The 22384-nt window shown below is 65.4% G+C and carries 23 protein-coding genes and 1 pseudogene; 11 read left to right on the top strand and 13 right to left on the bottom strand.

Going from position 1 to position 22384, the window contains the following annotated elements; all coding sequences use genetic code 11:
* Positions 1 to 99: 99 nt before the first annotated feature.
* Positions 100 to 1020 (bottom strand): C40 family peptidase, encoded by a 921-nt coding sequence (locus Q0331_RS01875; RefSeq protein WP_298074365.1) that lies wholly within the window; start codon positions 1018 to 1020, stop codon positions 100 to 102.
* Position 1021: 1 nt separating this feature from the next.
* Positions 1022 to 1333, bottom strand: a complete 312-nt coding sequence (locus Q0331_RS01870; RefSeq protein WP_298074364.1) for a hypothetical protein — start codon at positions 1331 to 1333, stop codon at positions 1022 to 1024.
* A gap of 87 nt (positions 1334 to 1420) precedes the next feature.
* On the opposite strand from Q0331_RS01870, the gene upp reads away from it, so the two are divergent.
* A complete protein-coding gene (gene upp, locus Q0331_RS01865) occupies positions 1421 to 2059 on the top strand; it encodes a uracil phosphoribosyltransferase (RefSeq protein ID WP_298074362.1) in 639 nt (212 codons plus the stop codon).
* On the opposite strand, the gene Q0331_RS01860 is transcribed toward upp, so the two are convergent.
* Positions 2030 to 3565, bottom strand: coding sequence for a phospho-sugar mutase (locus Q0331_RS01860; protein WP_298074360.1), 1536 nt, complete (start codon positions 3563 to 3565; stop codon positions 2030 to 2032). The genes upp and Q0331_RS01860 overlap by 30 nt on opposite strands.
* The gene (locus Q0331_RS01855; protein WP_070487851.1) at positions 3562 to 4374 is read right to left on the bottom strand and encodes a purine-nucleoside phosphorylase; all 813 of its coding nucleotides are present in this window, start codon (positions 4372 to 4374) and stop codon (positions 3562 to 3564) included. The genes Q0331_RS01860 and Q0331_RS01855 overlap by 4 nt, the downstream gene beginning before the upstream one ends.
* Before the next feature lie 57 nt (positions 4375 to 4431).
* Here Q0331_RS01855 and Q0331_RS01850 point away from each other — a divergent pair, with 57 nt between their 5' ends.
* On the top strand, positions 4432 to 5664 hold the full coding sequence (locus Q0331_RS01850; protein ID WP_298074359.1) for an amidohydrolase: 1233 nt from the start codon (positions 4432 to 4434) through the stop codon (positions 5662 to 5664).
* Here Q0331_RS01850 and Q0331_RS01845 read toward each other — a convergent pair.
* Genes Q0331_RS01845 through Q0331_RS01825 form a run of 5 tightly spaced genes read right to left on the bottom strand, consistent with a single transcriptional unit; the run spans position 5645 to position 11137 of the window.
* Positions 5645 to 6226, bottom strand: coding sequence for a DUF1707 domain-containing protein (locus tag Q0331_RS01845; RefSeq protein ID WP_298074357.1), 582 nt, complete (start codon positions 6224 to 6226; stop codon positions 5645 to 5647). The genes Q0331_RS01850 and Q0331_RS01845 overlap by 20 nt on opposite strands.
* 24 nt (positions 6227 to 6250) lie before the next feature.
* A complete protein-coding gene (gene glpK, locus Q0331_RS01840) occupies positions 6251 to 7837 on the bottom strand; it encodes a glycerol kinase GlpK (RefSeq protein WP_298074355.1) in 1587 nt (528 codons plus the stop codon).
* Positions 7838 to 8398 carry a hypothetical protein gene (locus Q0331_RS01835; RefSeq protein WP_298074353.1) on the bottom strand — a complete coding sequence of 187 codons (561 nt, stop codon included), beginning with the start codon at positions 8396 to 8398 and terminating at the stop codon, positions 7838 to 7840.
* A 22-nt stretch (positions 8399 to 8420) separates the two neighbouring features.
* Positions 8421 to 10214 carry an acetyl/propionyl/methylcrotonyl-CoA carboxylase subunit alpha gene (locus Q0331_RS01830; protein ID WP_298074351.1) on the bottom strand — a complete coding sequence of 598 codons (1794 nt, stop codon included), beginning with the start codon at positions 10212 to 10214 and terminating at the stop codon, positions 8421 to 8423.
* A gap of 56 nt (positions 10215 to 10270) precedes the next feature.
* Entirely contained in the window at positions 10271 to 11137 is an 867-nt protein-coding gene (locus Q0331_RS01825) for a sulfurtransferase (RefSeq protein ID WP_298074349.1), read from the bottom strand.
* Between the two features lie 151 nt (positions 11138 to 11288).
* Here Q0331_RS01825 and Q0331_RS01820 point away from each other — a divergent pair, with 151 nt between their 5' ends.
* From Q0331_RS01820 to Q0331_RS01810, 3 genes are all read left to right on the top strand, one after another.
* Positions 11289 to 12353 carry a Cj0069 family protein gene (locus Q0331_RS01820; protein WP_298074347.1) on the top strand — a complete coding sequence of 355 codons (1065 nt, stop codon included), beginning with the start codon at positions 11289 to 11291 and terminating at the stop codon, positions 12351 to 12353.
* A gap of 123 nt (positions 12354 to 12476) precedes the next feature.
* Entirely contained in the window at positions 12477 to 13973 is a 1497-nt protein-coding gene (prpD, locus tag Q0331_RS01815; protein WP_298074345.1) for a 2-methylcitrate dehydratase PrpD, read from the top strand.
* Between the two features lie 19 nt (positions 13974 to 13992).
* Complete coding sequence (locus tag Q0331_RS01810) at positions 13993 to 15225, top strand: bifunctional 2-methylcitrate synthase/citrate synthase (protein WP_298074343.1); 1233 nt, start codon at positions 13993 to 13995, stop codon at positions 15223 to 15225.
* A 5-nt stretch (positions 15226 to 15230) separates the two neighbouring features.
* Here the strand turns inward: Q0331_RS01810 and Q0331_RS01805 are convergent, their stop codons facing one another.
* From Q0331_RS01805 to Q0331_RS01795, 3 genes are read right to left on the bottom strand one after another with little or no spacing between them, the layout of a single operon-like run.
* Positions 15231 to 15815, bottom strand: coding sequence for a nucleoside triphosphate pyrophosphatase (locus Q0331_RS01805; protein WP_298074341.1), 585 nt, complete (start codon positions 15813 to 15815; stop codon positions 15231 to 15233).
* A gap of 3 nt (positions 15816 to 15818) precedes the next feature.
* Complete coding sequence (locus Q0331_RS01800; protein WP_035011799.1) at positions 15819 to 16013, bottom strand: acyl-CoA carboxylase subunit epsilon; 195 nt, start codon at positions 16011 to 16013, stop codon at positions 15819 to 15821.
* A 10-nt stretch (positions 16014 to 16023) separates the two neighbouring features.
* Positions 16024 to 17388 carry an acyl-CoA carboxylase subunit beta gene (locus tag Q0331_RS01795; RefSeq protein WP_298074338.1) on the bottom strand — a complete coding sequence of 455 codons (1365 nt, stop codon included), beginning with the start codon at positions 17386 to 17388 and terminating at the stop codon, positions 16024 to 16026.
* An 85-nt stretch (positions 17389 to 17473) separates the two neighbouring features.
* Between Q0331_RS01795 and Q0331_RS01790 the strand changes: the two genes are divergently transcribed.
* From Q0331_RS01790 to purE, 4 genes are read left to right on the top strand one after another with little or no spacing between them, the layout of a single operon-like run.
* Positions 17474 to 18316, top strand: a complete 843-nt coding sequence (locus Q0331_RS01790) for a biotin--[acetyl-CoA-carboxylase] ligase (protein ID WP_298074336.1) — start codon at positions 17474 to 17476, stop codon at positions 18314 to 18316.
* Entirely contained in the window at positions 18313 to 18816 is a 504-nt protein-coding gene (locus Q0331_RS01785; protein WP_298074335.1) for a hypothetical protein, read from the top strand. The genes Q0331_RS01790 and Q0331_RS01785 overlap by 4 nt, the downstream gene beginning before the upstream one ends.
* 5 nt (positions 18817 to 18821) lie before the next feature.
* Complete coding sequence (locus tag Q0331_RS01780; protein WP_049049814.1) at positions 18822 to 20057, top strand: 5-(carboxyamino)imidazole ribonucleotide synthase; 1236 nt, start codon at positions 18822 to 18824, stop codon at positions 20055 to 20057.
* A 3-nt stretch (positions 20058 to 20060) separates the two neighbouring features.
* Positions 20061 to 20573 carry a 5-(carboxyamino)imidazole ribonucleotide mutase gene (gene purE, locus Q0331_RS01775; RefSeq protein ID WP_011274033.1) on the top strand — a complete coding sequence of 171 codons (513 nt, stop codon included), beginning with the start codon at positions 20061 to 20063 and terminating at the stop codon, positions 20571 to 20573.
* A gap of 34 nt (positions 20574 to 20607) precedes the next feature.
* On the opposite strand, the gene Q0331_RS01770 is transcribed toward purE, so the two are convergent.
* The gene (locus Q0331_RS01770) at positions 20608 to 21060 is read right to left on the bottom strand and encodes a hypothetical protein (protein WP_269944035.1); all 453 of its coding nucleotides are present in this window, start codon (positions 21058 to 21060) and stop codon (positions 20608 to 20610) included.
* Between the two features lie 41 nt (positions 21061 to 21101).
* On the opposite strand from Q0331_RS01770, the gene Q0331_RS01765 reads away from it, so the two are divergent.
* Both Q0331_RS01765 and Q0331_RS01760 read left to right on the top strand, forming a co-directional pair.
* Positions 21102 to 21884: an SDR family oxidoreductase gene (locus Q0331_RS01765; RefSeq protein WP_298074329.1), complete on the top strand. Its 783-nt coding sequence runs from the start codon at positions 21102 to 21104 to the stop codon at positions 21882 to 21884.
* A gap of 15 nt (positions 21885 to 21899) precedes the next feature.
* A pseudogene (locus tag Q0331_RS01760) lies at positions 21900 to 22384 on the top strand (sensor histidine kinase); the annotation flags it as partial.

Here is a 22384-nt window from a genome sequence, read left to right as displayed (position 1 = left end):
AGGTGGGGGAGTGCTGACGATGCGAGCCAACCCGCTGCCGTGGGATCGTCCGTTGATGAGTGGCATGTTTTTCTCCTCTTTTCGCCTGTGTCTGATTACTTAGGCCGCCGTCGGCCGGTAGAAGCCCTTGAACGGCATTCCGATATTGTCTTGCCTGATGGGGCTGATCTGCACCGGATCACCGGCCTCGATCATGTTCCCGCCGTCGACGATCATCGCCACGTGCCCGTCCCACACCGCCAGGTCGCCTGCTTGCACCTCCGCGCGCGGGATCTGCGGTCCGACCGCCTGTGCACTTGCCGTCCGCGGCAGATCCACCCCGGCCTGCTGGTAGGCCCATTGCACCAGGCCACTGCAGTCCAGCCCCTTGCCCGGCACCGTCCCACCCCACTGATACGGGGTGCCCAGGGCCGTCTTCGCCGCGGCTACCGCCTTGTGTGCCTGGTCCGTCGGTGCGCCCGGCGCGCTGTTGTTATCTGGTGACGCCGGCGCCGCAACCTCTGCCGTGTCCGGATTCCTGGCAGGCAACCGCTCGGGGATCTGCTTCTTCTTCACCTCGTGCACGTCCAGGGTCAACCCGCGCAGCTCCTCCTCTAGTGTGTGCATGCGATCTTCCGCCCGCCCGAAGTGTCGCAACACCAGCGGCATCGCCGCGCCGAGGCCATTAACCAAGCCCAGCGGGCCGGCCATGCCGCTGGTGGCCACTGCCTGGCCGATTTCCCGCACGCAGTCATCGAAGATGATGCTCAAATCCCCGATTGCCCGCTCTACGGCCTGGGCTGCCTGCCCCGCCAGCTTGTCCAGTGCACCGCCTGCACCTAAGGCCTGGGAAACGACCTTGGCCACCGAGTCCAGGGAGCCGTGCACGTTATCGCCCGCCCGCCCCTGCAGGGCGGAGGCCGCCAGGTTCCCAAGATCCTCCAGGCCTTTTACCCCGGAGACGCTGGCGCTGAGGCCCGGGCTAAACGGCGAGGGGATCGCCGCGGCCAGTGGTGCCACCAGGCTCGCTATGTCTAGCACCTCAGACCTCCCTCAGCCCGCTGAAGGCGTGGGAGTACTCGCCCTCGTGTCCGTCTAGTCCGCGATGCACGCGCCCCAGCGCAAACGTGGCGTCATTAAAGTAGCTCTCCGCATCCCGCAACAACCCATCGTGGGCTTCCCGCGCCGTCGACAGCGCCCGCAGAAAATCCTTAAGCGCCGGCGGCGCCACCATCCCCACGGCGCCGTGCAGTGGCGCGACCTTTCCCTGCAGCGCGGTACTCACATCCTGCGTACGCTCCTTTAGCTGCCCCACCAGTTCCGAATCGGCCGCTAACGCATCCCCTGAAAGCATGAAACCCTCCCCAAATACACTCTCAGCTTCTTTAGACTCCGCCGCAGCCCGAAAGGTTCAATCGCGGATCAACTAGAGTGGGGAACCATGGAAATTCAGGTGGTTAATCATCCGCTCGTCGCCTCCCGGCTCAGCATTATGCGCGACAAGAACAGCGACAATGCACAGTTCCGCGCCGCTTTGTCCGACCTGGGGGCCATGCTGATCTACGAGGCCTCGGCGGACCTGGTGGTCGAACACTTCGAGCTCGAAACCCCCGTCGCCACCACCGCCGGCACGCGGCTGGAAAAGCCCCCGATCATCGTGCCCGTCATCCGCGCGGGCCTGGGCATGATCGACCCGGCGCTGTCCATGATTCCCGACGCACAAGTTGGGTTCATCGGCATGGCCCGCGACGAAACCACCCACGAGCCCGTGCCCTACCTGGAGGCGCTGCCGGACGACCTCAGCGACCAGCCGGTGTTCCTGGTCGACCCGATGCTGGCCACCGGTGGCTCGCTGCTGCACGCCATCCGCCTGCTGGAGGATCGCGGTGCCAACGACATCACCTGCGTGTGCATGGTCTCCGCCCAGCCGGGTGTAGATGCGCTGGTGGAGGCCAACGTGAGTGTGCGCCGACTGTTCACCGCGACCATCGACCCCAGCCTGAACGAGGAGGCGTACATCGTCCCCGGCCTGGGCGATGCCGGCGACCGCCTATACGGCCCCCGTAACATCGACCTTTAGGCGCTCCAGCAGCGCCTCCACGGCCTGCGCATCCGCCCCTGGCTCCGCGCTGACCTCCAGGTAGAATTTCGCCTTCGGCTCGGTGCCGGACGCGCGGGCGACCACGCGCAGTCCCATATCTCCGGAAGTGCCCACCAGTCGCACGCCGTCGGTGCGGTTGCCCGCGGAATCCTCGATCGGCCCGGCCTGCATGGCCGCGCCCGCGAGCTCAGCCGGTGGGTTGTCCGCCCAGCGCGCGATCAGCTCGTGCGCTTCTTCCGCACTGTCGAAACGTGCGCTGACCTGCGCGGTCCTGAACACCCCATAGGTGGCCTCAATGTCGTCTAGCTCGGCGGCCAGATCCGTCTCGGCCGCCCACGCCGCCGCGATCAGCGCCGTCGCAATGCCGTCCTTGTCCGCCACGATGTGCGGCGCGGGCGCGGTGCCGATCGCCTCCTCATAGGCGAAAGCCAGCTCGCCCGGCCGATCGTCGGCAGCGCGCGCCAGATTCTTAAAGCCAGTCAGCGTCTCCACGTAGTCCCAGCCCTCGGCGCGTGCCATGCGCCCCAGCAGCTGCGAACTGACCACCGTTGTCGCCACTACAGGCTTTTTCTTTGTGGACGCCCCCACGTCCGCCAGTACCCGGCGCGCCAGCAGGGGGCCGGCCTCGTCCCCGCGCAGCATGTGGTACTCGCCATCCGCCCGCTTGAGCCCCAGCATGCAGCGATCCGCATCCGGATCCAGGGCGATCAGCAGGTCCGCGTCGATGGCGCGGGCCTCTTCCAGCAGCGCGTCGGTGGCGCCGGGCTCCTCCGGGTTGGGGAAGTCCACCGTCGGGAAGGTCGGGTCCGGCCAGCGTTGCGAAGCCACCGCGTGCACGTTGCCGAAGCCGTTCTCGCGCAAGGCCCACTCCAGGGCGTTGCCGCCCACGCCGTGCATGGGGGTGTAGAGGATCTTTAGCTTCCGCCGCGGCGCCAGCTCCGCCTGGCGGCCGGTGGCCACCAGGGTGCCCAGCTCGGTGACATAGCCGGAGACCACGGACAGGTCTACCGACTTCGCCTCAGAGCGCGGAATCTTCGCCGCGTCAGTTGGCTGGGCGGCAATGTGCTCTTCTATCTGCCGGTCGGCGGGGGAGACCAGCTGAGAGCCGCCGTCCAGGTACAGCTTGTAGCCGTTGTCCTGCGCGGGGTTGTGCGAGGCGGTGATCTGCACGCCCACGTCCATGTGCCGGGAGCGCACCAGCCACGCCAACACTGGGGTGGGGGATGGCTCCGCGATGAGGGTCACGTCGAAGCCTGCGCCCGCGAAGGTTTCCGCCGTAGCGCGGGCTAGAGCGTGGGAGGCGTAGCGGGCGTCATATCCCACAGCCGCACGAAAAACCCCGTCGGCGCGCGAGGGGCGCTTTCGCTCCTTGAGCCACGCAGCCACACCGGCCGTGGCGCGGGTGGCGGTGCCGACGTTCATCTCGTCTGGCCCGGGGCCGATCTTGGCGCGCAGGCCGGCGGTGCCGAACTTCAACTGGCTCATAGGTTGTTCACCAGCTCGCCGAGCAGCTTGCCCATGTCGTTGGCGGCTTCCTTGCCCGCCTGCAGGACCTCCTCGTGGTTCAGGGCCTCGCCGGTAACCCCCGCCGCCAGGTTCGTGACCAGCGAGATTCCCAGCACATCCACGTCCGCCTCGCGCGCGGCGATCGTCTCGTAGACCGTGGACATGCCCACCAGGCCCGCGCCCAGGGTGCGCAGCATGTGGATCTCCGCTGGGGTTTCGTACTGAGGTCCGGGCATCATCGCGTACACAGCCTCGCGCATGCCGGGGCGCAGCTTCTGCACCTTGGCGCGCAGCTCGGGGCTGTAGGCATCCACCAGGTTCACGAAGTTCGCGCCCGTCAGGGGTGTCTTGGCGGTGAAGTTAATGTGATCGGCGATCAGCACCGGCTCGCCGACGGTCATGCCCTCGGTCAGGCCACCCGCGGCGTTGGTCAGCACGATCGTCTGCACGCCCGCGGCCGCGGCGGTGCGAACCGCATGGGCAGTGCGCCACAGCTCGTGGCCCTCGTAGGCGTGGGTGCGGCCCAGCAGCACCAGCACGTTGCGGCCGCCGATGCGGGCGCTGCGCACCGTGCCACCGTGCCCCTGCGCGGTGGGTGCCAAAAAGCCCGGCAGCTCCGACATCGGGAATTCCTGCAGATCTTCCGCGCCTTCGCACAGCACGTCGGCGGCGGGGCGCCACCCCGAGCCGAGCACCACGGCACAGTCGTAGGAATCGAGGCCGGTGCGCTCCTTCAGCGCCGCCGCAGCCTCTGCGGCCAATTCATAAGGATTTGGGGAAGCAGTCATGCCAACCAAGAATACCGCAGGCGCTAGACTAGACAGGTCAGTAAAAGTGAGAGGGACGTGAGTATTCAAGTGCAAGACGGCACACAGGAACGCGCGCAGGAAAGCAGCACCCATTCCGTCGCCCAGTTCGTGCAGAACTGGACGCGGGACAACGCACAGCGGGTCATCGACTGGCGCCGTCACCTGCACCGCAACCCCGAGCTGTCGCACATGGAGACGGAGACCACCCGCTTTCTGGCTGCCGAGCTCGAGCGCGCCGGGCTGCAGCCCGTGGCTCTGCCCTCCACGGGCCTGATCGCCGACATCGGCCCTGTGGGTGCGCCCCGCATCGCCTTCCGCGGCGACATCGACGCGCTGCCATTGCAGGAGGTCACGGGTCTGGACTACGCCTCCGAGGTGCCGGGGGTTATGCACGCCTGCGGTCATGACATCCACACCACGATCGTGCTGGGGCTGGCTATCGCCCTTGCCGACTTTGTTGACGCCCACGGGGAGGATGCCCTGGGGATCCAGGTTCGCTTTATCTTCCAACCCGCCGAGGAAGTCATGGACGGCGGCGCGGTGGACGTCATCGAAGCCGGGGCGCTGAACGGCGTGTCCCGCATTTTCGCCGTCCACTGCGAGCCGAAGCTGCGCACCGGCGAGATCGGCGTGCGCACCGGTGCGATCACCTCCGCCAGCGACGTGGTGGAGATCATCCTGCGCGGCCACGGCGGCCACACTTCCCGTCCGCACCTGGCAGCGGATTTGGTGTACACCGCGGGCATCATCGCCTCGCAGCTGCCGGGACTGCTGTCCCGCACCGTGGATCCGCGCACCGGCACGGTGCTGACCTTCGGGGCGATTAACGGTGGCTCCACTTTCAACGCAATTCCGCAGGAGGTCCGCCTGCTCGGTACGTTCCGCACCGCGGAGGTTGGAGTGTGGCGTCGTGGCGAAGAAACCCTGCGAGAACTCCTAGAGCACCTGGTGGCACCCACCGGGGCCGAGCTCGAGCTGCGCTACACCAAGGGCGTGCCGCCGGTGATGAACGACGACGTCTCCACCGCCGCGCTCGCACAGGCCGTCAACGACGTGGATCCAAACGCGCTGAAGGAGGCGCCGCAATCCACCGGCGGCGAAGATTTCAGCTGGTACCTGGAGCACGTGCCGGGGTCCATGGCGCGCCTGGGCGCGTGGACTGGCAAGGGGGAGCGCCCCGATTTGCACCAGCCGGACATCGTGTTCGACGAGCGCGCCCTCGGCATCGGCATCCGCCTGTTCGCCGGGGTTATTGACCAGTTCCGTTAAGGCGCTTCTGCGCGAACTTCATCGCGCTGCTGGTCAGCTGGTGGGTGCGCTGCTTACGCTCGAACTTCCACTGCGCCTGCTGGGCGCGCTGCTGCATCTTCAGCTCCCGGAAGCGCTGGCGCTCCAACTGTGCCGGGCTGGGCTCGTACCAGGCCCTAGGGCCGACCTTCATGATGTAGAGCAGCACGAAGACCAGTGGGATCATTAGCAAAAGGATGGGGGAGTTCGCCCACACGCCATTGAGGAGCATGGCCAGGGCGCTGCTGCCGATCACGGTGCTGAGCAACAAGCCCAGGCGCACGTTCCGACCGCTGCGGTATTGGCGATCGACCTCGTGGGCGGAGTAGTAGGGAACCAGCTCGCGCGAAGCCTCCAGCGGTGGAAGGTCGGTGAATAACTGCGCGAGCTCGCGCTCGGAGCGGGACGTGGTGGCCTGCTGCACGCGCTCCTCGTATTCGGACATGGTGAGCCGACCGTCGGCGAAGTGCTCACCGAGCGCGCTGATAGCGTCGCTACGGTCGGCATCGGAGATGCGGATTTCACGGCGGGACGGTTCGTTCATACCTCTAAAGGTAGCACCCGGAGCCTAATCCTCGGTCCAGTTGAACGTCCGCTCCACGGCGCGCTTCCACTTGTCGTAGGCGATCTTGCGCTCCTCGGGATCCCCCTCGGGGAAGTAGGTCTTTTCCTCCTGCCAGAGGGAAACCAGCTCGTCGAGGTCCCGGTAGAAGCCCACGGCCAGGCCGGCGGCGTAGGCCGCTCCGAGGGCGGTGGTCTCCGAGACCTCCGGCACCGTCACTGGCACCTCCAGCTGGTCGGCCTGGAACTGCATCAGCAGCGAGTTGACCACCATGCCACCGTCGACGCGCAGATTCTTCAGATCCACCTGCGAGTCCGCGTTCATGGCCTCGACGACCTCGCGGGTCTGGAAGGCCGTGGCCTCCAGTGCGGCCCGGGCGATGTGCGCCTTCGTCACATAGCGGGTCAGCCCCGCGATGATGCCGCGGGCCTCGGGGCGCCAGTGCGGCGCCAGCAGCCCGCTGAAGGCCGGCACGATGTAGCAACCGCCGTTATCGTCCACGCTGCGGGCCAGCGGCTCAATGTCGTCGGCGGTGTCAAAGAACCCCAGGTTGTCGCGCAACCACTGCACCAGGGAGCCCGTGACAGCGATGGATCCCTCCAGCGCGTAAACGGCGGGCTGGTTGCCCAGCCGGTAGGCGACGGTAGTGATCAGCCCGTGCTCGGACCACTGCGGCTCGGTGCCGGTATTCATCAGCAGGAAGTTGCCGGTACCGTAGGTGTTCTTCGCCTCGCCCTGGTTGAAGCACACCTGACCGAAGGCGGCGGCCTGCTGGTCGCCCAGGATGCCTGCGATCGGCACGCCCTGCACCGGTCCGCTGCGGCGGACCTTCCCAACCACCTCGGAGGAGCTGACGATCTCCGGCAGCATGGATTCCGGCACGCCGAACAGATCGCACAGCTCTGGATCCCACGTCTGCGTTCGCAGATCCATCAGCATGGTGCGCGAGGCATTGGTGACGTCCGTAACGTGCCGGGCATGGTCGCTGCGCCCCGCCTTGGACTTCTTGTGCGAACGGCGGGTGAGCTCCCAGATCAGCCACGTATCGATGGTGCCGAAGGCCAGTTCCCCGCGCTCCGCCTTCTCGCGGGCGCCATCGACGTTGTCCAGAATCCACTGGATCTTCGGCCCGGCGAAGTAGGTGGAGGCGTTCAGACCGGTGCGCTCGAAGATCATGGCCTTTTGCTCTTCGCTCAAGGAGCTCACGATCTTGTCGGTGCGTGTGTCCTGCCACACGATGGCGTTGTAGATGGGCTTGCCGGTGGCGCGGTCCCACACGACGGTGGTTTCGCGCTGGTTGGTGATGCCCACCGCTGCGAACTCTTCCACCGGGATGTCGTGGGAAGCCGCCGCGTCCGCCATCACGCGCCTTGTGTTGCGCCGGATCTCCTCCGGGTCATGTTCCACCCAGCCGGGGCGCGGGAAGATCTGTCGGTGCTCCATGTGGCTGGAGCTGATGATCTTGCCGTGCGCGTCAAAAATGATGCAGCGGGTAGACGTGGTCCCCTGGTCGAGCGCCAATACGTAGCCCCGCTTGGAGCTTTTCCACTTAGCCAAGGTCCCGGTCAGCTGGTTCGTAAAGTTTTCTACCACTCAGTCCTCTGCGTCCACTGCATCATCTGCATCATCCGCGACCCGCTTACGCTGGTTCGCAAACGCCGCCAGAATCAGGATCGCCACGCCCGCAGCGCCGCACAGCATCGTTACCCACCGCAGGGCCTGCAGGGTGCCAGAGGAGTACTTGGAGATGTAAATGTTGCCCTGGTCGCAGGTGTACTCGGCGCCCTCGATGTCCTCGGTGAACTTGATGGAGGTGTACACGCCCTTGTTCTTCGTCAGTGGCAGGGAGACATCGGAGATCTCCAGGTCATCCTGGCTGAACTTCAGGTCCGCGGCCTCGATGCGGTCAACGAGCTGCTTGCCTTCGCTGTCGACCAGGGTGCACTCCTTCGCGTTCAGTGCTTCTTCATCTGCCAGCAGGTAGTACTCCTTGCCGGCTTTAACGTCGTAGCCCTTTCCGAAGTCCTTCACACCCACCAGCGAAACGATAGCGGTGATCACGGCGACGATCAGCAGCCCAAGACCGAGGAAGATCATGCCCTTGGGCGTCTTCTTTTCGAAGGTGTTGGCCTGCTCGGTGGTGGTTTCAGTCATGGGGGTGAGTTTCCTGTCTCGTCTATTCGTTATCAGTAGAGCTGTCGTCCTTCAGCTCCATTAGTGCCTGGTTCTTTGTGACGCCATCGCCGTCTCCGACGCTCAAGGACTGCACTACACCGGACTTGTGCGCCTTGACGGCGTTCTCCATCTTCATCGCCTCAAGTACCAGCAGAACGTCGCCCTCGGCCACTTCGTCGCCTTCCGCGACCTCCACCTTGATCACGGTGCCCTGCATCGGGGCGGCCACAGTGTCGCCGGTGATGGCGATGTCCGCAGCGTTCGCGCGGCGCTTCTTTGCGCGGCTCACCGAACCGCGACCCGCCAGGATCTCGCCCGGCACCAGCACCTCCACGCGGCGCCCGTCGACCTCCACGACCAGCTTCTCCTTCGGCAGCTCGCCCTCGGCGGTGGCCGCGAGCGGCTCTTCGTAGGCGGGCAGCTGGTTGTCCCATTCCTCTTCGATCCACCGGGTGTACACGCGGTAGTTGCCGTCCTCGGCGGCGAAGGCCGGGTCGGTCAGCGCGGCCTGGTGGAAGGGAATCACGGTCGGGATGCCCTCGACCTCGTACTCTTCCAGTGCTCGGAGGGAACGCTGGATTGCCTCGGTGCGGTCGGCGCCGGTGACGATGAGCTTGGCCAGCATGGAGTCGAACTGACCGCCGACCACCGCGCCGGTTTCGATGCCGGAGTCCATGCGCACGCCGGGGCCGGCGGGCTCATGGTAGGTCTGGATGCGCCCCGGAGCCGGCATGAAGCTGTTCGTCGGGTCCTCACCGTTGATGCGGAACTCGATGGAGTGGCCGACGATCTCCGGATCCTGGGTGCGAGATAGCTCCTCGCCGCGAGCGATGCGGAACTGCTCGCGTACCAGATCCCAGCCGGTGACCTGCTCGGTGACGGGGTGCTCCACCTGCAGGCGGGTGTTGACCTCCAGGAAGCTGATCAGCCCGTCGGAGCCCACCAGGTACTCCACCGTGCCCGCGCCGTAGTAGCCGGCCTCGCGGCAGATGGCCTTGGCGGAGGAATAGATGCGCTCGTTCTGCTCGTCGCTCAGGAACGGCGCGGGGGCCTCCTCGATGAGCTTCTGGAAGCGCCGCTGGGCGGAGCAGTCGCGGGTGGAGGCGACCACAACGTTGCCGTGCTTATCGGCCACGACCTGCGCCTCGACGTGGCGGGCGCGGTCCAGGTAGCGCTCCACGAAGCACTCGCCGCGGCCGAAAGCGGTGATGGCCTCGCGGGTTGCGGATTCAAAGAGATCCGGGATCTCGTCCATCGTGTAGGCGACCTTCATGCCACGCCCACCGCCGCCGAAGGCGGCCTTAATGGCGATCGGAAGTCCGTGGCGCTCCGCAAAGGCGGTGACCTCTGCGGCATCCGCGACGGGTTCCTTAGTGCCCGGAGTCATAGGGGCGTCAACACTAAGGGCAATGTTTCGCGCAGTGACCTTATCGCCGAGCTTGCGAATCGCCTCCGGCGGCGGGCCGATCCAGTTCAGACCCGCATCCACGACGGCCTGGGCGAAGTCCGCGTTCTCCGACAGGAATCCGTATCCAGGGTGGATCGCGTCGGCGCCGGACTTGCGCGCGGCGCCGATGATCTTCTCGATGTCCAGATAGGTCTCCGCCGAAGTCTGGCCGCCGAGGGCCAGTGCTTCGTCAGCCATGCGCACGAAGGGTGCCTCTGCATCCGGGTCCGCGTACACGGCGACGGTAGCGATGCCCTCGTCGCGCGCAGCCCGGATGACGCGCACTGCGATCTCGCCACGGTTGGCGATCAGTACCTTCGTCAAGGGGGCGGAGGTGCTGGAAGTCACGGGCAATCCTTTCGGGTTATTAGTTAGGTGTTAGTTAATGAGGCTACACGCCCCGGTTAGCCACGCTCGATGGGCACGCGCATCATGTTTCCCCATTCGATCCACGAGCCATCGTAAACCCGCACATTTTCCCACCCCAAGAGGAAGCGCAGTACGAACCATTCGAGCGCGGCCCTGGCTCCGTTGTTGCAATAAACAACGGTCTCGCGGTGGGGGTCCAGCTCCAGCTCGGCATGGATGTCCTTGATGGCTTCGACAGGGCGGAAGCGTGAGTTGGCCAGCAGTGAGGAGTCAGCGCGCAGGTTTTTGGCCCCCGGTACGTGTCCGTTGCGGCGGATCGGGTAGCCGGGCAGGGTTACCTCGCCGGTGTACTCCTCGGCGTTACGCAGGTCGATCACCTGGGTGCCGTCGAACTTCGTGCGCAGCTCGTCGACGAAGAGGCGGTGGGTGTGGTCATTTCGGTGTGAGGGCACCGAGTAAATGGGGCGGGGCGACACCTCATCGACGGCATAGGAAATCTCGCGTTCCTCTTGCATCCAGGCGTCTCGCCCGCCGTCCAGGATGCGCACATCCGGGTGGCCGAAGAGTTCGAAGACCCACAGCGCGTACACGGCCCACAGGTTGGCGTGGTCGCCGTAGAACACCACCGTGTCCTCCCGGGAGATGCCTAGGCGCCCCATGAGTTCCTCGAACTCCTTAGGTCCGATAAGGTCGCGCCACACCGGATCCGAGAGGTCTTCGTACCATTTCAGGCGCACAGCAGAGGGAATGTGACCAATATCGTATAAAAGCGAATCGGCGTCCACCTCGACGACCTTGAGGCCGGGAGTTCCCAGCTTTGCACCCAGCCACGCGTTCGTGACCAGCTTGTTTGGGTGTGCGTACTGCTTGAGCTGAGGACTGGGGTCGAATTCGATTCCCATGAAACACCTGCCTTTCGATCGATTGAGAGTCTAGCGCCTTCTGAACGGCCTTTCTTCCGCTGCCGCCCGCGCTGGCTGGTCGTAGAATTAAAGGTGTTGGCTAAACGTGGCCACGCGCACTGCATTTTTACTTCCAGAGCTAGGGGAAACCGTGCACAAGAACATTGTTGTCTTTGAGGTTCAGGGCGGAAACGACAAGGGTGAGGACGGCCACCGCCGCGACACCATGCCCATCGTCGAGGCCATCCGTGAGAAGGGCTGGGGCGCCGAGGTTGTCTACTTCGACCCGGAGAAGACCAGCGAAATCTACGAAGATGTTGCCGCTAAGTACGACGCTTACATCTCCCGCGTAAACCCGGGCCACATCCCCGGCGGCGAAAAGGGCTACTTCGACATGCTGACCAAGCTGACCGAGGAGGCTGGCCTGGTGGGCATGTCCACCCCGGCAGAGATGATGGCTTACGGCGCGAAGGATGCGCTGGTCAAACTGAACGACACCGACCTGGTGCCGGATGACACCGCCGCCTACTACGACGTCGACTCCTTCCACAAGACCTTCCCCACCTCCCTGTCCTACGGTGAGCGCGTGCTGAAGCAGAACCGCGGCTCCACCGGCTCCGGCATCTGGCGCGTGCAGCTGGAAGACAAGCAGCTGGCCGAGTCCGTCGAGCCGGGCACGGCTCTGCCCCTGGATACGAAGTTGAAGTGCACCGAGGCAGTTGACAACCACACTGAGGTTCGCGAGCTGGGCGAGTTCATGGACTTCTGCGACCAGTACATCGTCGGCGACAACGGCATGCTGGTGGACATGCGCTTCATGCCGCGCATCGTCGAGGGCGAGATCCGTATTCTGCTGGTCGGCCCGCACCCGGTGTTCGTGGTTCACAAGAAGCCGGCCGAGGGCGGCGACGCGTTCTCCGCAACCCTGTTCTCTGGCGCGAAGTACACCTACCAGAAGCCGGAGGAGTGGCAGGAGCTGGTGGACATGTTCGCCGAGGCTCGCCCGGTCATCGCCGAGAAGCTGGGTGGCGACAACATTCCGCTGATCTGGACCGCCGACTTCATGCTGGCCGATGACGACGAGACCGGCGAGGACACCTACGTCCTGGGCGAGATCAACTGCTCCTGCGTGGGCTTCACCTCCGAGCTGGACATGGGCATCCAGCAGCTGGTTGCCGAAGAGGCCATCAAGCGCGTGGAGGAAAAGCACGCTTAAGCGCGTCAGCGCAACACTGCAGTTTTGGCGTCAAAAAATATTTGTTTAACTACATAACTCGTCGCGGGGCGTTAGAGTGAGGCGCATCACAGCCTCAATCTCCGAAAGGATCTAACCCCCGCGATGATTAACCACGACGTTCGCGTCCACCCCTCTGCCGACGACTTTCCGCAGGAAGAGCACCTCGCTTGGAAGGTCGCGCAGGTCGCCGCCGACCCGGTCGAGGTGCCGCAAGATACCGCGGATATGGTGGTCAACCGAATTATCGACAACGCGGCCGTCGCTGCTGCCTCCCTTGTGCGCCGCCCCGTCACTTCGGCGCGCACCCAGGCGCTGTGCCACACCGGGCCCAGCGCCGTTTTTGGTACTGACGCCACCGTCTCCCCCGAATGGGCCGCCTGGGCCAATGGTGTCGCGGTGCGCGAGCTGGATTTTCACGACACTTTCCTGGCCGCCGAGTACTCCCACCCAGGTGACAACATCCCGCCGATCCTGTCCGTAGCGCAGGCGCGCGGGCTGGGCGGGCGCGACCTGATCCGCGGTATTGCCACCGGCTACGAGATCCAGGTGGACCTGGTCAAGGGCATTTCCCTGCATAAGCACAAGATCGACCACGTCGCGCATCTGGGGCCGTCCGCAGCCGCGGGCATTGGCACGCTGCTGCGCCTGGACCCGCAGGTGATCTACCAGGCCGTCGGTCAGGCGCTGCACACCACCACGGCCACGCGCCAGTCCCGCAAGGGGCTCATCAGCTCGTGGAAGGCCCATGCGCCCGCATTCGCCGGGAAGATGGCGGTGGAGGCCGTGGACCGCGCCATGCGTGGCGAAGGCGCCCCGGCCCCGATCTGGGAGGGCGAGGACGGCGTGATCGCCTGGCTGCTGGACGGCCCGGACGCCCACTATGTTGTCCCCCTGCCGGAGGCGGGGGAGCCGAAGCGGGCGATCCTGGATACCTACACCAAGGAGCACTCCGCGGAGTACCAGTCCCAGGCGCCAATCGACCTGGCCCGCCGCATGCGGGACAAGATCGGGGACCTAAGCCAGGTGGAAAGCATCGTGCTGCACACCAGCCACCACACCCACTACGTGATCGGCACCGGCTCGAACGACCCGCAGAAGTTCGATCCAAAGGCTTCGCGCGAGACGCTGGACCACTCCGTGATGTACATCTTCGCGGTCGCCCTCGAAGACGGCGAGTGGCACCACGAGCGCTCCTACGCCCCCGAGCGCGCCCAGCGCCCGGAGACCGTGGAGCTGTGGCACAAGATCTCCACCGTGGAGGATCCGGAGTGGACCCGCCGCTACCACTCCACCGACCCGGCCGAGAAGGCCTTCGGCTGCAAGGCGGTAGTCACCCTGCGCGACGGCACCGAGATCGTCGACGAGCTGGCCGTGGCCGACGCCCACCCGCTGGGCGCCCGCCCCTTCGGCCGCGCCGATTACATCAACAAGTTCCGCACCCTGGCCGAGGGCGTGGTGGACGAGGCTGAACAGGATCGCTTCCTCGCCGTCGCCGAGGCCACCGCGGACCTGGCCCCCGGCGAGCTCGGCCAGCTGAACCTCGTGGTCAGCGACGACGTGCTGGCGCGCGCACCACAGATCCCCGGCGGCATCTTCTAACCCGAAAGGACCACTCACCATGACTAAGCCGATCAAGGTTTCCAACGCACCCTTCGACCGCGGGCGCACCAACTTCGCCACGCCCCGCGCCCAGTCCAGCAAGACCTCCAACGTCACCGGCACCGACAAGAACATCAACAAGGGCCTCAACGGCGTGGTGGTGGATACGTCCGGTGTCTCGAAGGTGAACCCGGAGACCAACTCCCTGACCTACCGGGGCTACCCCGTCCAGGAGTTGGCCGAGCACTGCACCTTCGAGGACGTGGCCTACCTTCTCTGGAACGGCGAACTGCCGGACTTCCGCGAGCTGGAGCAGTTCCGCCAGCGAGAGCGCGCCTTGCGCCCCATCGACCGCAGCATGCTGGACCTCATTAACTCCCTGCCGAAGACCGCCCACCCCATGGACGTGCTGCGCACTGCGGTGAGCGTGTTCGGCACGGAGGACCTCAACGCGGACGACCGCAGCCCAGACGCGGTGCGCCGCACCGGTCTGACACTGCTGGCCAAGCTGCCGACGATCATCGCTTACGACCTACGCCGCCGCAAGAACCTGGATTACATCCCGCCGTCCCGCGACCGCGATATCGCTGAGAACTTCCTCTACATGTGCTTCGGCGACGAGGAGGGCAGCCCCGCCAACAACCGCGACGACGTCGAGGCCTTCGACCAGTCCCTCACCCTGTACGCGGAGCACGGCTTCAACGCCTCCACCTTCACCGGCCGCGTGATCAGCTCGACCATGAGCGACGTCTACTCCGCCGTCACCGGCTCCATCGGCGCCCTCAAGGGGCCGCTGCACGGTGGCGCGAACGAGGCCGTGATGCACAACTTCCTGGCTGTCGAGGACCCGGCGGCCGCTGAGCAGTGGGTGCTGGACCAGTGCGACGCAAAGAACAAGATCATGGGCTTCGGTCACCGCGTGTACAAGAAGGGCGACTCGCGCGTGCCTACCATGGAGGCCGCCATGCGCCGCACCGCCGCCAACCACGACGGCCAGCGCTGGGTGGATATGTACGACAACATGCAGAAGGCCATGGACCAGCGCACCGGCATCCAGCCGAACCTGGATTTCCCGGCGGGCCCGACTTACTACATGCTGGGCATCGACATCCCGTTCTTTACCCCGATTTTCGTCATGGCTCGCGTTGTCGGCTGGACCGCCCACATCGTGGAGCAAAACGAGGACAACGCCCTGATCCGCCCGCTATCCAGTTACGTCGGCCCGGAGCAGCGCTCCGTCAAGGCCGACTAGCCGACCTAGCCCCAGAGGTCGGAGAAGTCGTAGCCGAAGTGATCCAGCCCCCGCCGCAGGGCGGGGAGCGATAGGCCGATCACGGCCGACGGGTGCCCGTCGATGCTCTCGATGAACCACCCGCCGAGCGCCTCCAGGGTGAAAGCCCCGGCACATTCCAACGGCTCGCCGGTGGCGGCGTATGCCTCGATCGCTCGGTCGGAGACCTCGGCGAATTGGATCTGTGTGGCCACTACTTCCTCGTAGATCTGGCCCGTGGCGGCGTCAATAAGTGCATGTCCGGTGAGTAGCTCTGCGCGCTTTCCGCGCTGCTGGCGCCACCGCCGCACCGTCTCTTCGCGCGTGTGCGGCTTGCCTTGCAGCTCGCCGTCGATCAGCAGCATGCTGTCGCCGCCCAGCACTAGTTCACCGTCTACCGCCCGCGCCTTCGCGGTGGCCAGGTGCTGCACGTACTGCGCCGGGGTGGGGTTCACCAGCTCCGCGACGGCGGCTTCCTCGTCCACACCGGGGGAGACTTTGCGGGGGATTACCCCGGCAGCGTTCAGCACTTTCTCACGCGCCGGCGAGGTGCTGGCCAAAGTTAGCTGCATGTCCTAGCCCCGCGGCATCTGCGGATTGCGGAACGCGCCCGGGCTGCTGTGGCGCAGCTCGCGGCCGTAGTGCCCGCGCGTATCCGGCTTCGCATTGCGCAGCGCCTCGGCCTCCTTGGCCAGGTCGTCGACGATGAGCTGCAGCGCCCGGGTCTCCACCTCGTCCGGGTTGCCCTTGATTACCTGAAAATCAGTCACGCGCTTCCTCCTAGAACGGCAGGTTGTCGTGCTTGCGTGGGTAGCCGTCCTCGGCCTTGCGCTCCACCAGGCGCAGGCCGTCGACGATGCGGGCGCGGGTCTCGCGCGGCGGGATCACCGCGTCCACCAGACCCCGCTCCGCGGCGGAGTAAGGCTCCGCCTGATAGCTATCGTCTTGCGCGATCTGCGCGGTCGGCCATGCATACACCAGGTCGGTGCCCAGGCGCTTTGCACCCAGCGAAAGGTAGGCGTCGCCGAAGGCCTTGCGGGTAATAACGGCGATCTTGCCGACGCTCGCCGCTGCCGTCACGCCGATCAACTTCGCGGTGCGGCGGAACAGCACGTCCGGCGCGTAGCCCGCCGAGTCCACAAAGGTCACCAGTGGCACGTTGAAGGCGTCGCAGAAGCGGATGAAGCGCGCTGCCTTCTCAGCCGCCGCGTCGTCGACCGCCCCTGCTTGTTGTTCGGGCTGGTTCGCGATGACGCCCACACTCCGACCGCCCACGCGCGCCAGTGCCGTGATCAGGTTCGGCGCATGGAACTTCTGGAGTTCCAGCACAGAACCTGCGTCGACCACGCGTTTCAGTACCTCGTGCATGTCGTAGGCCTGCGCGTCTGAGTCGGGGATCAGGCCGTCCAGCTCGTCTGTCTCCGGCTCTGCCTCCGTCTCGTCCCCGCGTAGGGGGAGTGCCCGGTTGTTGCTGGGAAGGTAGCCCAGGATGTCCGCGACGAGTCCCAGTGCGGAGGCATCGTCCTCGGCGACGATGTGGGCGGTGCCGTCTGTGGCGTCATCTACCAGCTCCCCGGCACCCTTGACCGCAACGACGACGTCGGACAGGACCACCGAGTGCACCAGCGCGCCGCTAGTCGGGCCGGCGACCAGGGCGATCTGCGGAACCACGCCGGAAAGCTTCGTCTGCAGGCTCTGGATGCGGGAGAAGAACTCCAGGGCCGCGATGCCCTCGTTCGGACGGGCGCCGGCGCCCTCGTAAATGCCGATCAGCGGGGTGCCGGACTTCACGGCCAGCTCCATGACCTTCAGGATCTTCTCGCCCGCGGTCTCGCCGATCTGGCCGTCGAAGAGGGTGGCGTCCTGCGAGAACACGCACACCGGGCGGCCGTCGATGGTGCCGTAGCCGGCGACGATGCCGTCGGTGACTGGGCGGAACTTGTCGGCCTTAAAGGCGGTGGCGCGGTGGCGGGCCAGCGCGTCGGTCTCCACGAAGCTACCAGCATCCAGCAGTGCGTCCACGCGGCGACGAGCACGCGGGATCTCGTCCCCCTGCGGCTTGTGGGTCTCCGCCAAGCGATCGCGGAGGTCGGCGATCTTCCCGGCAGTTGTCGATGTGTCGGTGGTAGAGCTCATGGTCGCCATAATACGGTGTAAAAACTCCAGTGCCGTGATTGGTGGGGCTAGAGTGTCTGAGGAAAGGCATGTGAAGAGAAAGGACAGTACTCCCATGCGCACACCGCTAGACCCCCGCCGCCTGGCCGAGCGCCTGGCCCCGCTGGGCTACCGCCACGTCGAAGTACTGCAAACCACCGGTTCCACCAGCACCGACCTGGCCGACCGGGTGCGCTGCGGGGAGGACCTGCCCGACATGTCCGTACTCATGGCCGAGGAGCAGACCGCCGGGCGGGGCCGCAAGGGCCGCTCCTTCGAGGCTCCGGCCCGCAGCCAGCTGATCTGCTCCGTGCTGCTGCGCCTGCCGGACGTGCCGGTGGACCGTATCAGCCTGCTGCCACTTCTGACGGGCCTGTCGATCGTGGAGGGCATCCGCACTTCCGCGGACATCCCCATCCAGCTGAAATGGCCCAATGACTGCGTGCTGGACGGCCGCAAGCTGGTGGGCATTCTGGTGGAGGCCGTGCACCTGGACCCGCACCCGGCGATCATCCTGGGCTTCGGCATCAATTACGACCTGCAGACCGACGAGCTGCCCGTCGCCCACGCCAGCTCCCTCGACCTGGAGTGCGCCCGCCTGGGGCTAACCTGCCCAAGCCGCGAGGACGTCGCGGTGGCCGTGTTCGCGGAGCTGGCGGCGAATCTGGAAAGGTGGCGTCGACTAGGAGGGGCGGCCCAGACCGTGCTTCCGCGTTACCGCCAGGCTTCCGCGACCATCGGCACCTCCGTGCGCGCATTCCTGCCTGGCGACGAGGTCGTGGAGGGCACGGCAACCGACATCGACGACGACGGCGAGCTGCTGGTCCGCACCAGCGAGGGCACGCGCGTGATCCGCGCCGGGGAGATCGTGCACCTGCGCGCCGACGGCACGGGCGACTACGGAGGGCGCTACGCATGAGCAAAATCACCTTCGACCCCGGCGAACAGGTCTTAGCGGAGCTGAGCCCCGCGCGCCGCTCCATGTTCTTCCCGGTGCTGCGCCTGATGCTGTGGACGGGGCTGTTCTGGATGGGCATCGGCGTTCTGGACCAGTACTTGGCCACCAATGCTTTGGACGCCCCCACCGTGGAAGCCTTCCTCTGGCTCCGCCGGGGCCTGCTGGTTGCGTGGCTGTGGGTCTGCTGGAGGCGCTGCGTGCGCCACCTGATCTTCCGCGCGCGCTCCCGCATGCTGCTGACCGACAGGCGGCTGATCACCGCGACCGGCCACCTGCGCAGCCGGATCGGGCAGATCCCGCTGGCCAACGTGGTGGATTGCCGCTCCCACCGGGGAGACGTGGCGGTGTATGTGGCGGGCGCCCGGGTGCCGTTGGTGCTGCATTCGGTTCCCTATACCCGCAAGTTCGAGCGGCTGCTGAAGAGCCAGCTTAGGCGTGTCGGGCCGGGGAACTATAGTTAGAAGGCGTGAGTGAGAACAACGGGAAAAACACAGCCGACTGGTCATTAGCCCGCGAGACCGCGCACGCGCCGGGCGCGCCGCTGGTGACGATCATCGGTGACGGGCAGCTGGCGCGAATGACACAACAGGCGGCGATCGAGCTGGGCCTTAGCTGCCGCGTGCTGGCCGGGGCTCCGGATTCCTCGGCCGCGCAGGTGACCGCCGACGTGGTGCTGGGGGACTACGCGCTGGAGGAGCACGTCCGCGAGGTCTCCCGCGACTCCGACGCGGTGACCTTCGACCACGAGCACGTGCCCAATCGCTTCCTGGATGCCCTTATCGACGAGGGCGTGAACGTGCAGCCGCAGCCGTCTGCGCTGATCCACGCTCAGGACAAGCTGGTGATGCGCAAGAAGCTGCGCGAGCTGGGCGCCCCGGTGCCGGCGTTTGCCGCCATCGAGTCCGCCGACGACATCGCCGGGTTCTTCGAGGCCGTGGACGGCCAGGTGTGCTTGAAGGCCCGCCGCGGCGGCTACGACGGCAAGGGCGTGTGGTTCCCCGCCACGGTGGACGAGGCCCGCGAGCTGGTGGAGAAGCTGCTGGACAAGGAGATCCCCCTGATGGCGGAAAAGAAGGTCGCGCTGGTGCGCGAGCTTTCCGCCATGGTGGCCCGCACCCCGTCCGGCGAGGTGCAGGCGTGGCCGGCAGTGGAATCCCTGCAGGAGGACGGAATCTGCGTGGAGGCCGTGGCGCCCGCCCCTAACTCCACGCCTGAAATCCTGGCCGCCGCCGAGCAGCTGTCCCGTGACGTCGCCACCGAGCTGGGCGTCACAGGCGTGCTGGCGGTGGAGCTGTTCGAGACCACTGACGAGAACGGCCAGCCGGAGATCATCGTCAACGAGCTGGCGATGCGCCCGCACAACACCGGCCACTGGACCCAGGATGGTTGCATCACCAGCCAGTTCGAGCAGCACGTCCGCGCCGTACTGGACCGCCCGCTGGGCTCCACGGAGCCGACCGCGCCGGTGGTAGTGATGGCAAACGTGCTGGGAGCTGCCGAGGATCCGGCGATGCCGATGCACGAGCGCATGGATGCGGTGTGGCGTCGTTTCCCGAACGCAAAGATCCACATGTACGGCAAGGATTGGCGCCCGCGCCGCAAGATCGGCCACGTCAATATGCTGGGGGAGGATCCGACGCGCACGCGCGAGCAGGCGCGCCTGGCCGCGAAGTTCCTGGAAACCGCCGAATGGGAGGACTAACCGATGACTGAGAACGCACGCACCCCGCTGGTCGGCCTGGTGATGGGCTCCGACTCCGACTGGCCCACCGTCGAGCCGGCAGCCGAGGTGCTGGCCGAGTTCGGCATCCCCTTCGAGGTTGGCGTGGTCTCCGCGCACCGCACCCCGGAGCGCATGCTCGACTACGCCCGCACCGCCCATACTCGCGGTGTGAAGGTGATCATCGCCTGCGCCGGCGGTGCCGCCCACCTGCCCGGCATGGTCGCCGCTGCCACTCCGCTGCCGGTGATCGGCATTCCGCGTGCCCTGGGCAATCTGGATGGCCTGGATTCTCTGCTCTCCATCGTGCAGATGCCGGGCGGCGTGCCGACCGCCACCGTCTCCATCGACGGCGCGAAGAACGCCGGACTGCTGGCCGTGCGCACCCTCGCGGTGGCTGACGAGGCCCTGATGGACAAGATGGTCGAGTATCAGGAGAACATGCGCGACGCGGTGCTGGAGAAGGATCGCGCCCTGCAGCAGAAGCTGATGGGGTGAAGCGTTCTAACTGGGTAGGGGGCGTCGGGGCTGCCTACTCGTCTACTTTGTGGAGAACGAGGATTACTCCTTGAGGCCTGTCGGTAGCAGAAAAACTATCTTGCAAAGTTCTTATAAAACCATCTTCGCAGAGGATTAAACTATCTGGTTTCGTGTCGTCTAGTTTCGCGGCCTGAACTCGGTATTTATCCCCTAAATGCGTCAGGGTTACATCATCTATATGGTCGATACTGCCAATTTTGTGAAGTCGAGTTCCTTTCTCGACGCTTATCTCTTGAATATTTGTGGAATAGGATGATCTATCCTTGCTTCCTTGGTAGAGGTCGACAATTCCGGGAAGAAAATCAACTTCATAGTCCCCGTCGGGCGTGATTATTCTCAGGAAGCTGACGGTAAGGACCTGCCCTGTGTCTGGATTGGATACAACATCTCCATCATTCGGGCGACTTAATGGGTTCCCGGATGGGTCGATGATTAAATAGGCCATAATTTACCTCCTGTACTCTGGCTATTGTAATAGTTAGGAGTATGAAATCAATACTCGTTACCGGCGCAGCCCAAGGCTTCGGCCGCGCAATCGCTGAGTCCTTCGCCGAGGCCGGCTGGACCGTCGGCGCCTACGACCTCGACGGAGACAAGGTCCGCGGCTGGGCCCAACATCCGAACATTATCCCCGGCACCCTCGACGTCACCGACCCCGACCAGTGGTCCGCCACTGTTACCGACTTCGCGGCCCGCGCCGGAGGAATCAATGCACTCATCAACAACGCGGGCGTGCTCTACGGCGGCGACTTCATCGACCGCGGGAGCTTCGCGCAGGATTCCACCCTCGTTGACGTCAACGTCAAGGGCGTGATCTACGGCTGCCGCGCGGCCTTCGAGCACCTCAAGGCGGCCGGCGACGGCGTGGTCGTCAACGTCTGCAGCGCCTCCTCCATCTACGGTACGCCGGATATGGCCACCTACTCCGCCACCAAGTTCGCCGTCCGTGGCATCTCCGAGGCGCTGGATTTCGAGTGGGATAAGCACAACATTCGAGTCCGCACCGTCTTGCCCCTGTACTCGCGGACGGCGCTCATCGCCGATGTGGAAACGGCGGGCATGCGGCGGCTGGGGGCGTCCACAACCCCACAAGACGTGGCTGCAGAGGTAGTAAGGGCCGTGACCGCGCCGCGCCGTAGCCCCACGAAGGTGCATTTCCCGGTCGGTTGGAAGACGAAGCTGCTGGAGGCTACCAGCCACTTCTCGCCGCCGTTCCTTACCCGTTTCGTTAATGGCCTGCTCGTTTACGGCGATAGGGTGCGCCTGTAACTAGACTCTTCATACATGTCTTATGAAGCAGTTCCTCGCCCGGTGTGGTGGCGGGATGCCTCCTGGTGGGTGTTCGTATCCATCGCGGGCTTCCTGTACCTCTTCCTCGGTGTTGGTGCGACTCTCGGCAGCGGGATGGTTAGCTCTACGTGGCAGGTAGTGCTGGCCGTCACGGGGCTGGTCATCAGCTTTATCGGCCTGCTTCTGCAGAGGTTTCGGCCCGAGCCTGGCGTGGCGGTCACGGCGCTCGGCATGTTTACTTTCGCTGCGTCTGCGATGCTGGTGTGGCCGCTTGGATACTGGGTCGTGGCTTATGAGGCTTATTTCATCTCCGCGAAGCTGACACTGCGCCGCAAGCTGTGGCTGACTTTGCTGCTGCTCGGCTCTTTCTTCGCGATGGTGTGGGGGACTTTCTACAACGCGGGCACGACTGGCGACTTGGCGTGGGCCGGCGTGGACTTTCGGACCGCCGAGTTCTGGCTGTTCTGGGGGCTAATTAT

The sequence above is a fragment of the uncultured Corynebacterium sp. genome, from assembly GCF_937999985.1.
Classification (GTDB): Bacteria; Actinomycetota; Actinomycetes; order Mycobacteriales; family Mycobacteriaceae; genus Corynebacterium.
The sequence above is the reverse complement of the archived record's forward strand: the minus strand, read 5'-3'. Positions and strand labels throughout refer to the sequence as shown.

Bases quoted from the DNA above. Each gene is read 5' to 3' on its own strand.
- Q0331_RS01870 (WP_298074364.1), bottom strand. From the start codon at position 1,333: ATGCTTTCAGGGGATGCGTTAGCGGCCGATTCGGAACTGGTGGGGCAG.
- upp (WP_298074362.1), top strand. From the start codon at position 1,421: ATGGAAATTCAGGTGGTTAATCATCCGCTCGTCGCCTCCCGGCTCAGC.
- Q0331_RS01860 (WP_298074360.1), bottom strand. From the start codon at position 3,565: ATGAGCCAGTTGAAGTTCGGCACCGCCGGCCTGCGCGCCAAGATCGGC.
- Q0331_RS01855 (WP_070487851.1), bottom strand. From the start codon at position 4,374: ATGACTGCTTCCCCAAATCCTTATGAATTGGCCGCAGAGGCTGCGGCG.
- Q0331_RS01845 (WP_298074357.1), bottom strand. From the start codon at position 6,226: ATGAACGAACCGTCCCGCCGTGAAATCCGCATCTCCGATGCCGACCGT.
- Q0331_RS01835 (WP_298074353.1), bottom strand. From the start codon at position 8,398: ATGACTGAAACCACCACCGAGCAGGCCAACACCTTCGAAAAGAAGACG.
- Q0331_RS01825 (WP_298074349.1), bottom strand. From the start codon at position 11,137: ATGGGAATCGAATTCGACCCCAGTCCTCAGCTCAAGCAGTACGCACAC.
- prpD (WP_298074345.1), top strand. From the start codon at position 12,477: ATGATTAACCACGACGTTCGCGTCCACCCCTCTGCCGACGACTTTCCG.
- Q0331_RS01810 (WP_298074343.1), top strand. From the start codon at position 13,993: ATGACTAAGCCGATCAAGGTTTCCAACGCACCCTTCGACCGCGGGCGC.
- Q0331_RS01805 (WP_298074341.1), bottom strand. From the start codon at position 15,815: ATGCAGCTAACTTTGGCCAGCACCTCGCCGGCGCGTGAGAAAGTGCTG.
- Q0331_RS01795 (WP_298074338.1), bottom strand. From the start codon at position 17,388: ATGGCGACCATGAGCTCTACCACCGACACATCGACAACTGCCGGGAAG.
- Q0331_RS01790 (WP_298074336.1), top strand. From the start codon at position 17,474: ATGCGCACACCGCTAGACCCCCGCCGCCTGGCCGAGCGCCTGGCCCCG.
- Q0331_RS01785 (WP_298074335.1), top strand. From the start codon at position 18,313: ATGAGCAAAATCACCTTCGACCCCGGCGAACAGGTCTTAGCGGAGCTG.
- purE (WP_011274033.1), top strand. From the start codon at position 20,061: ATGACTGAGAACGCACGCACCCCGCTGGTCGGCCTGGTGATGGGCTCC.
- Q0331_RS01770 (WP_269944035.1), bottom strand. From the start codon at position 21,060: ATGGCCTATTTAATCATCGACCCATCCGGGAACCCATTAAGTCGCCCG.
- Q0331_RS01765 (WP_298074329.1), top strand. From the start codon at position 21,102: ATGAAATCAATACTCGTTACCGGCGCAGCCCAAGGCTTCGGCCGCGCA.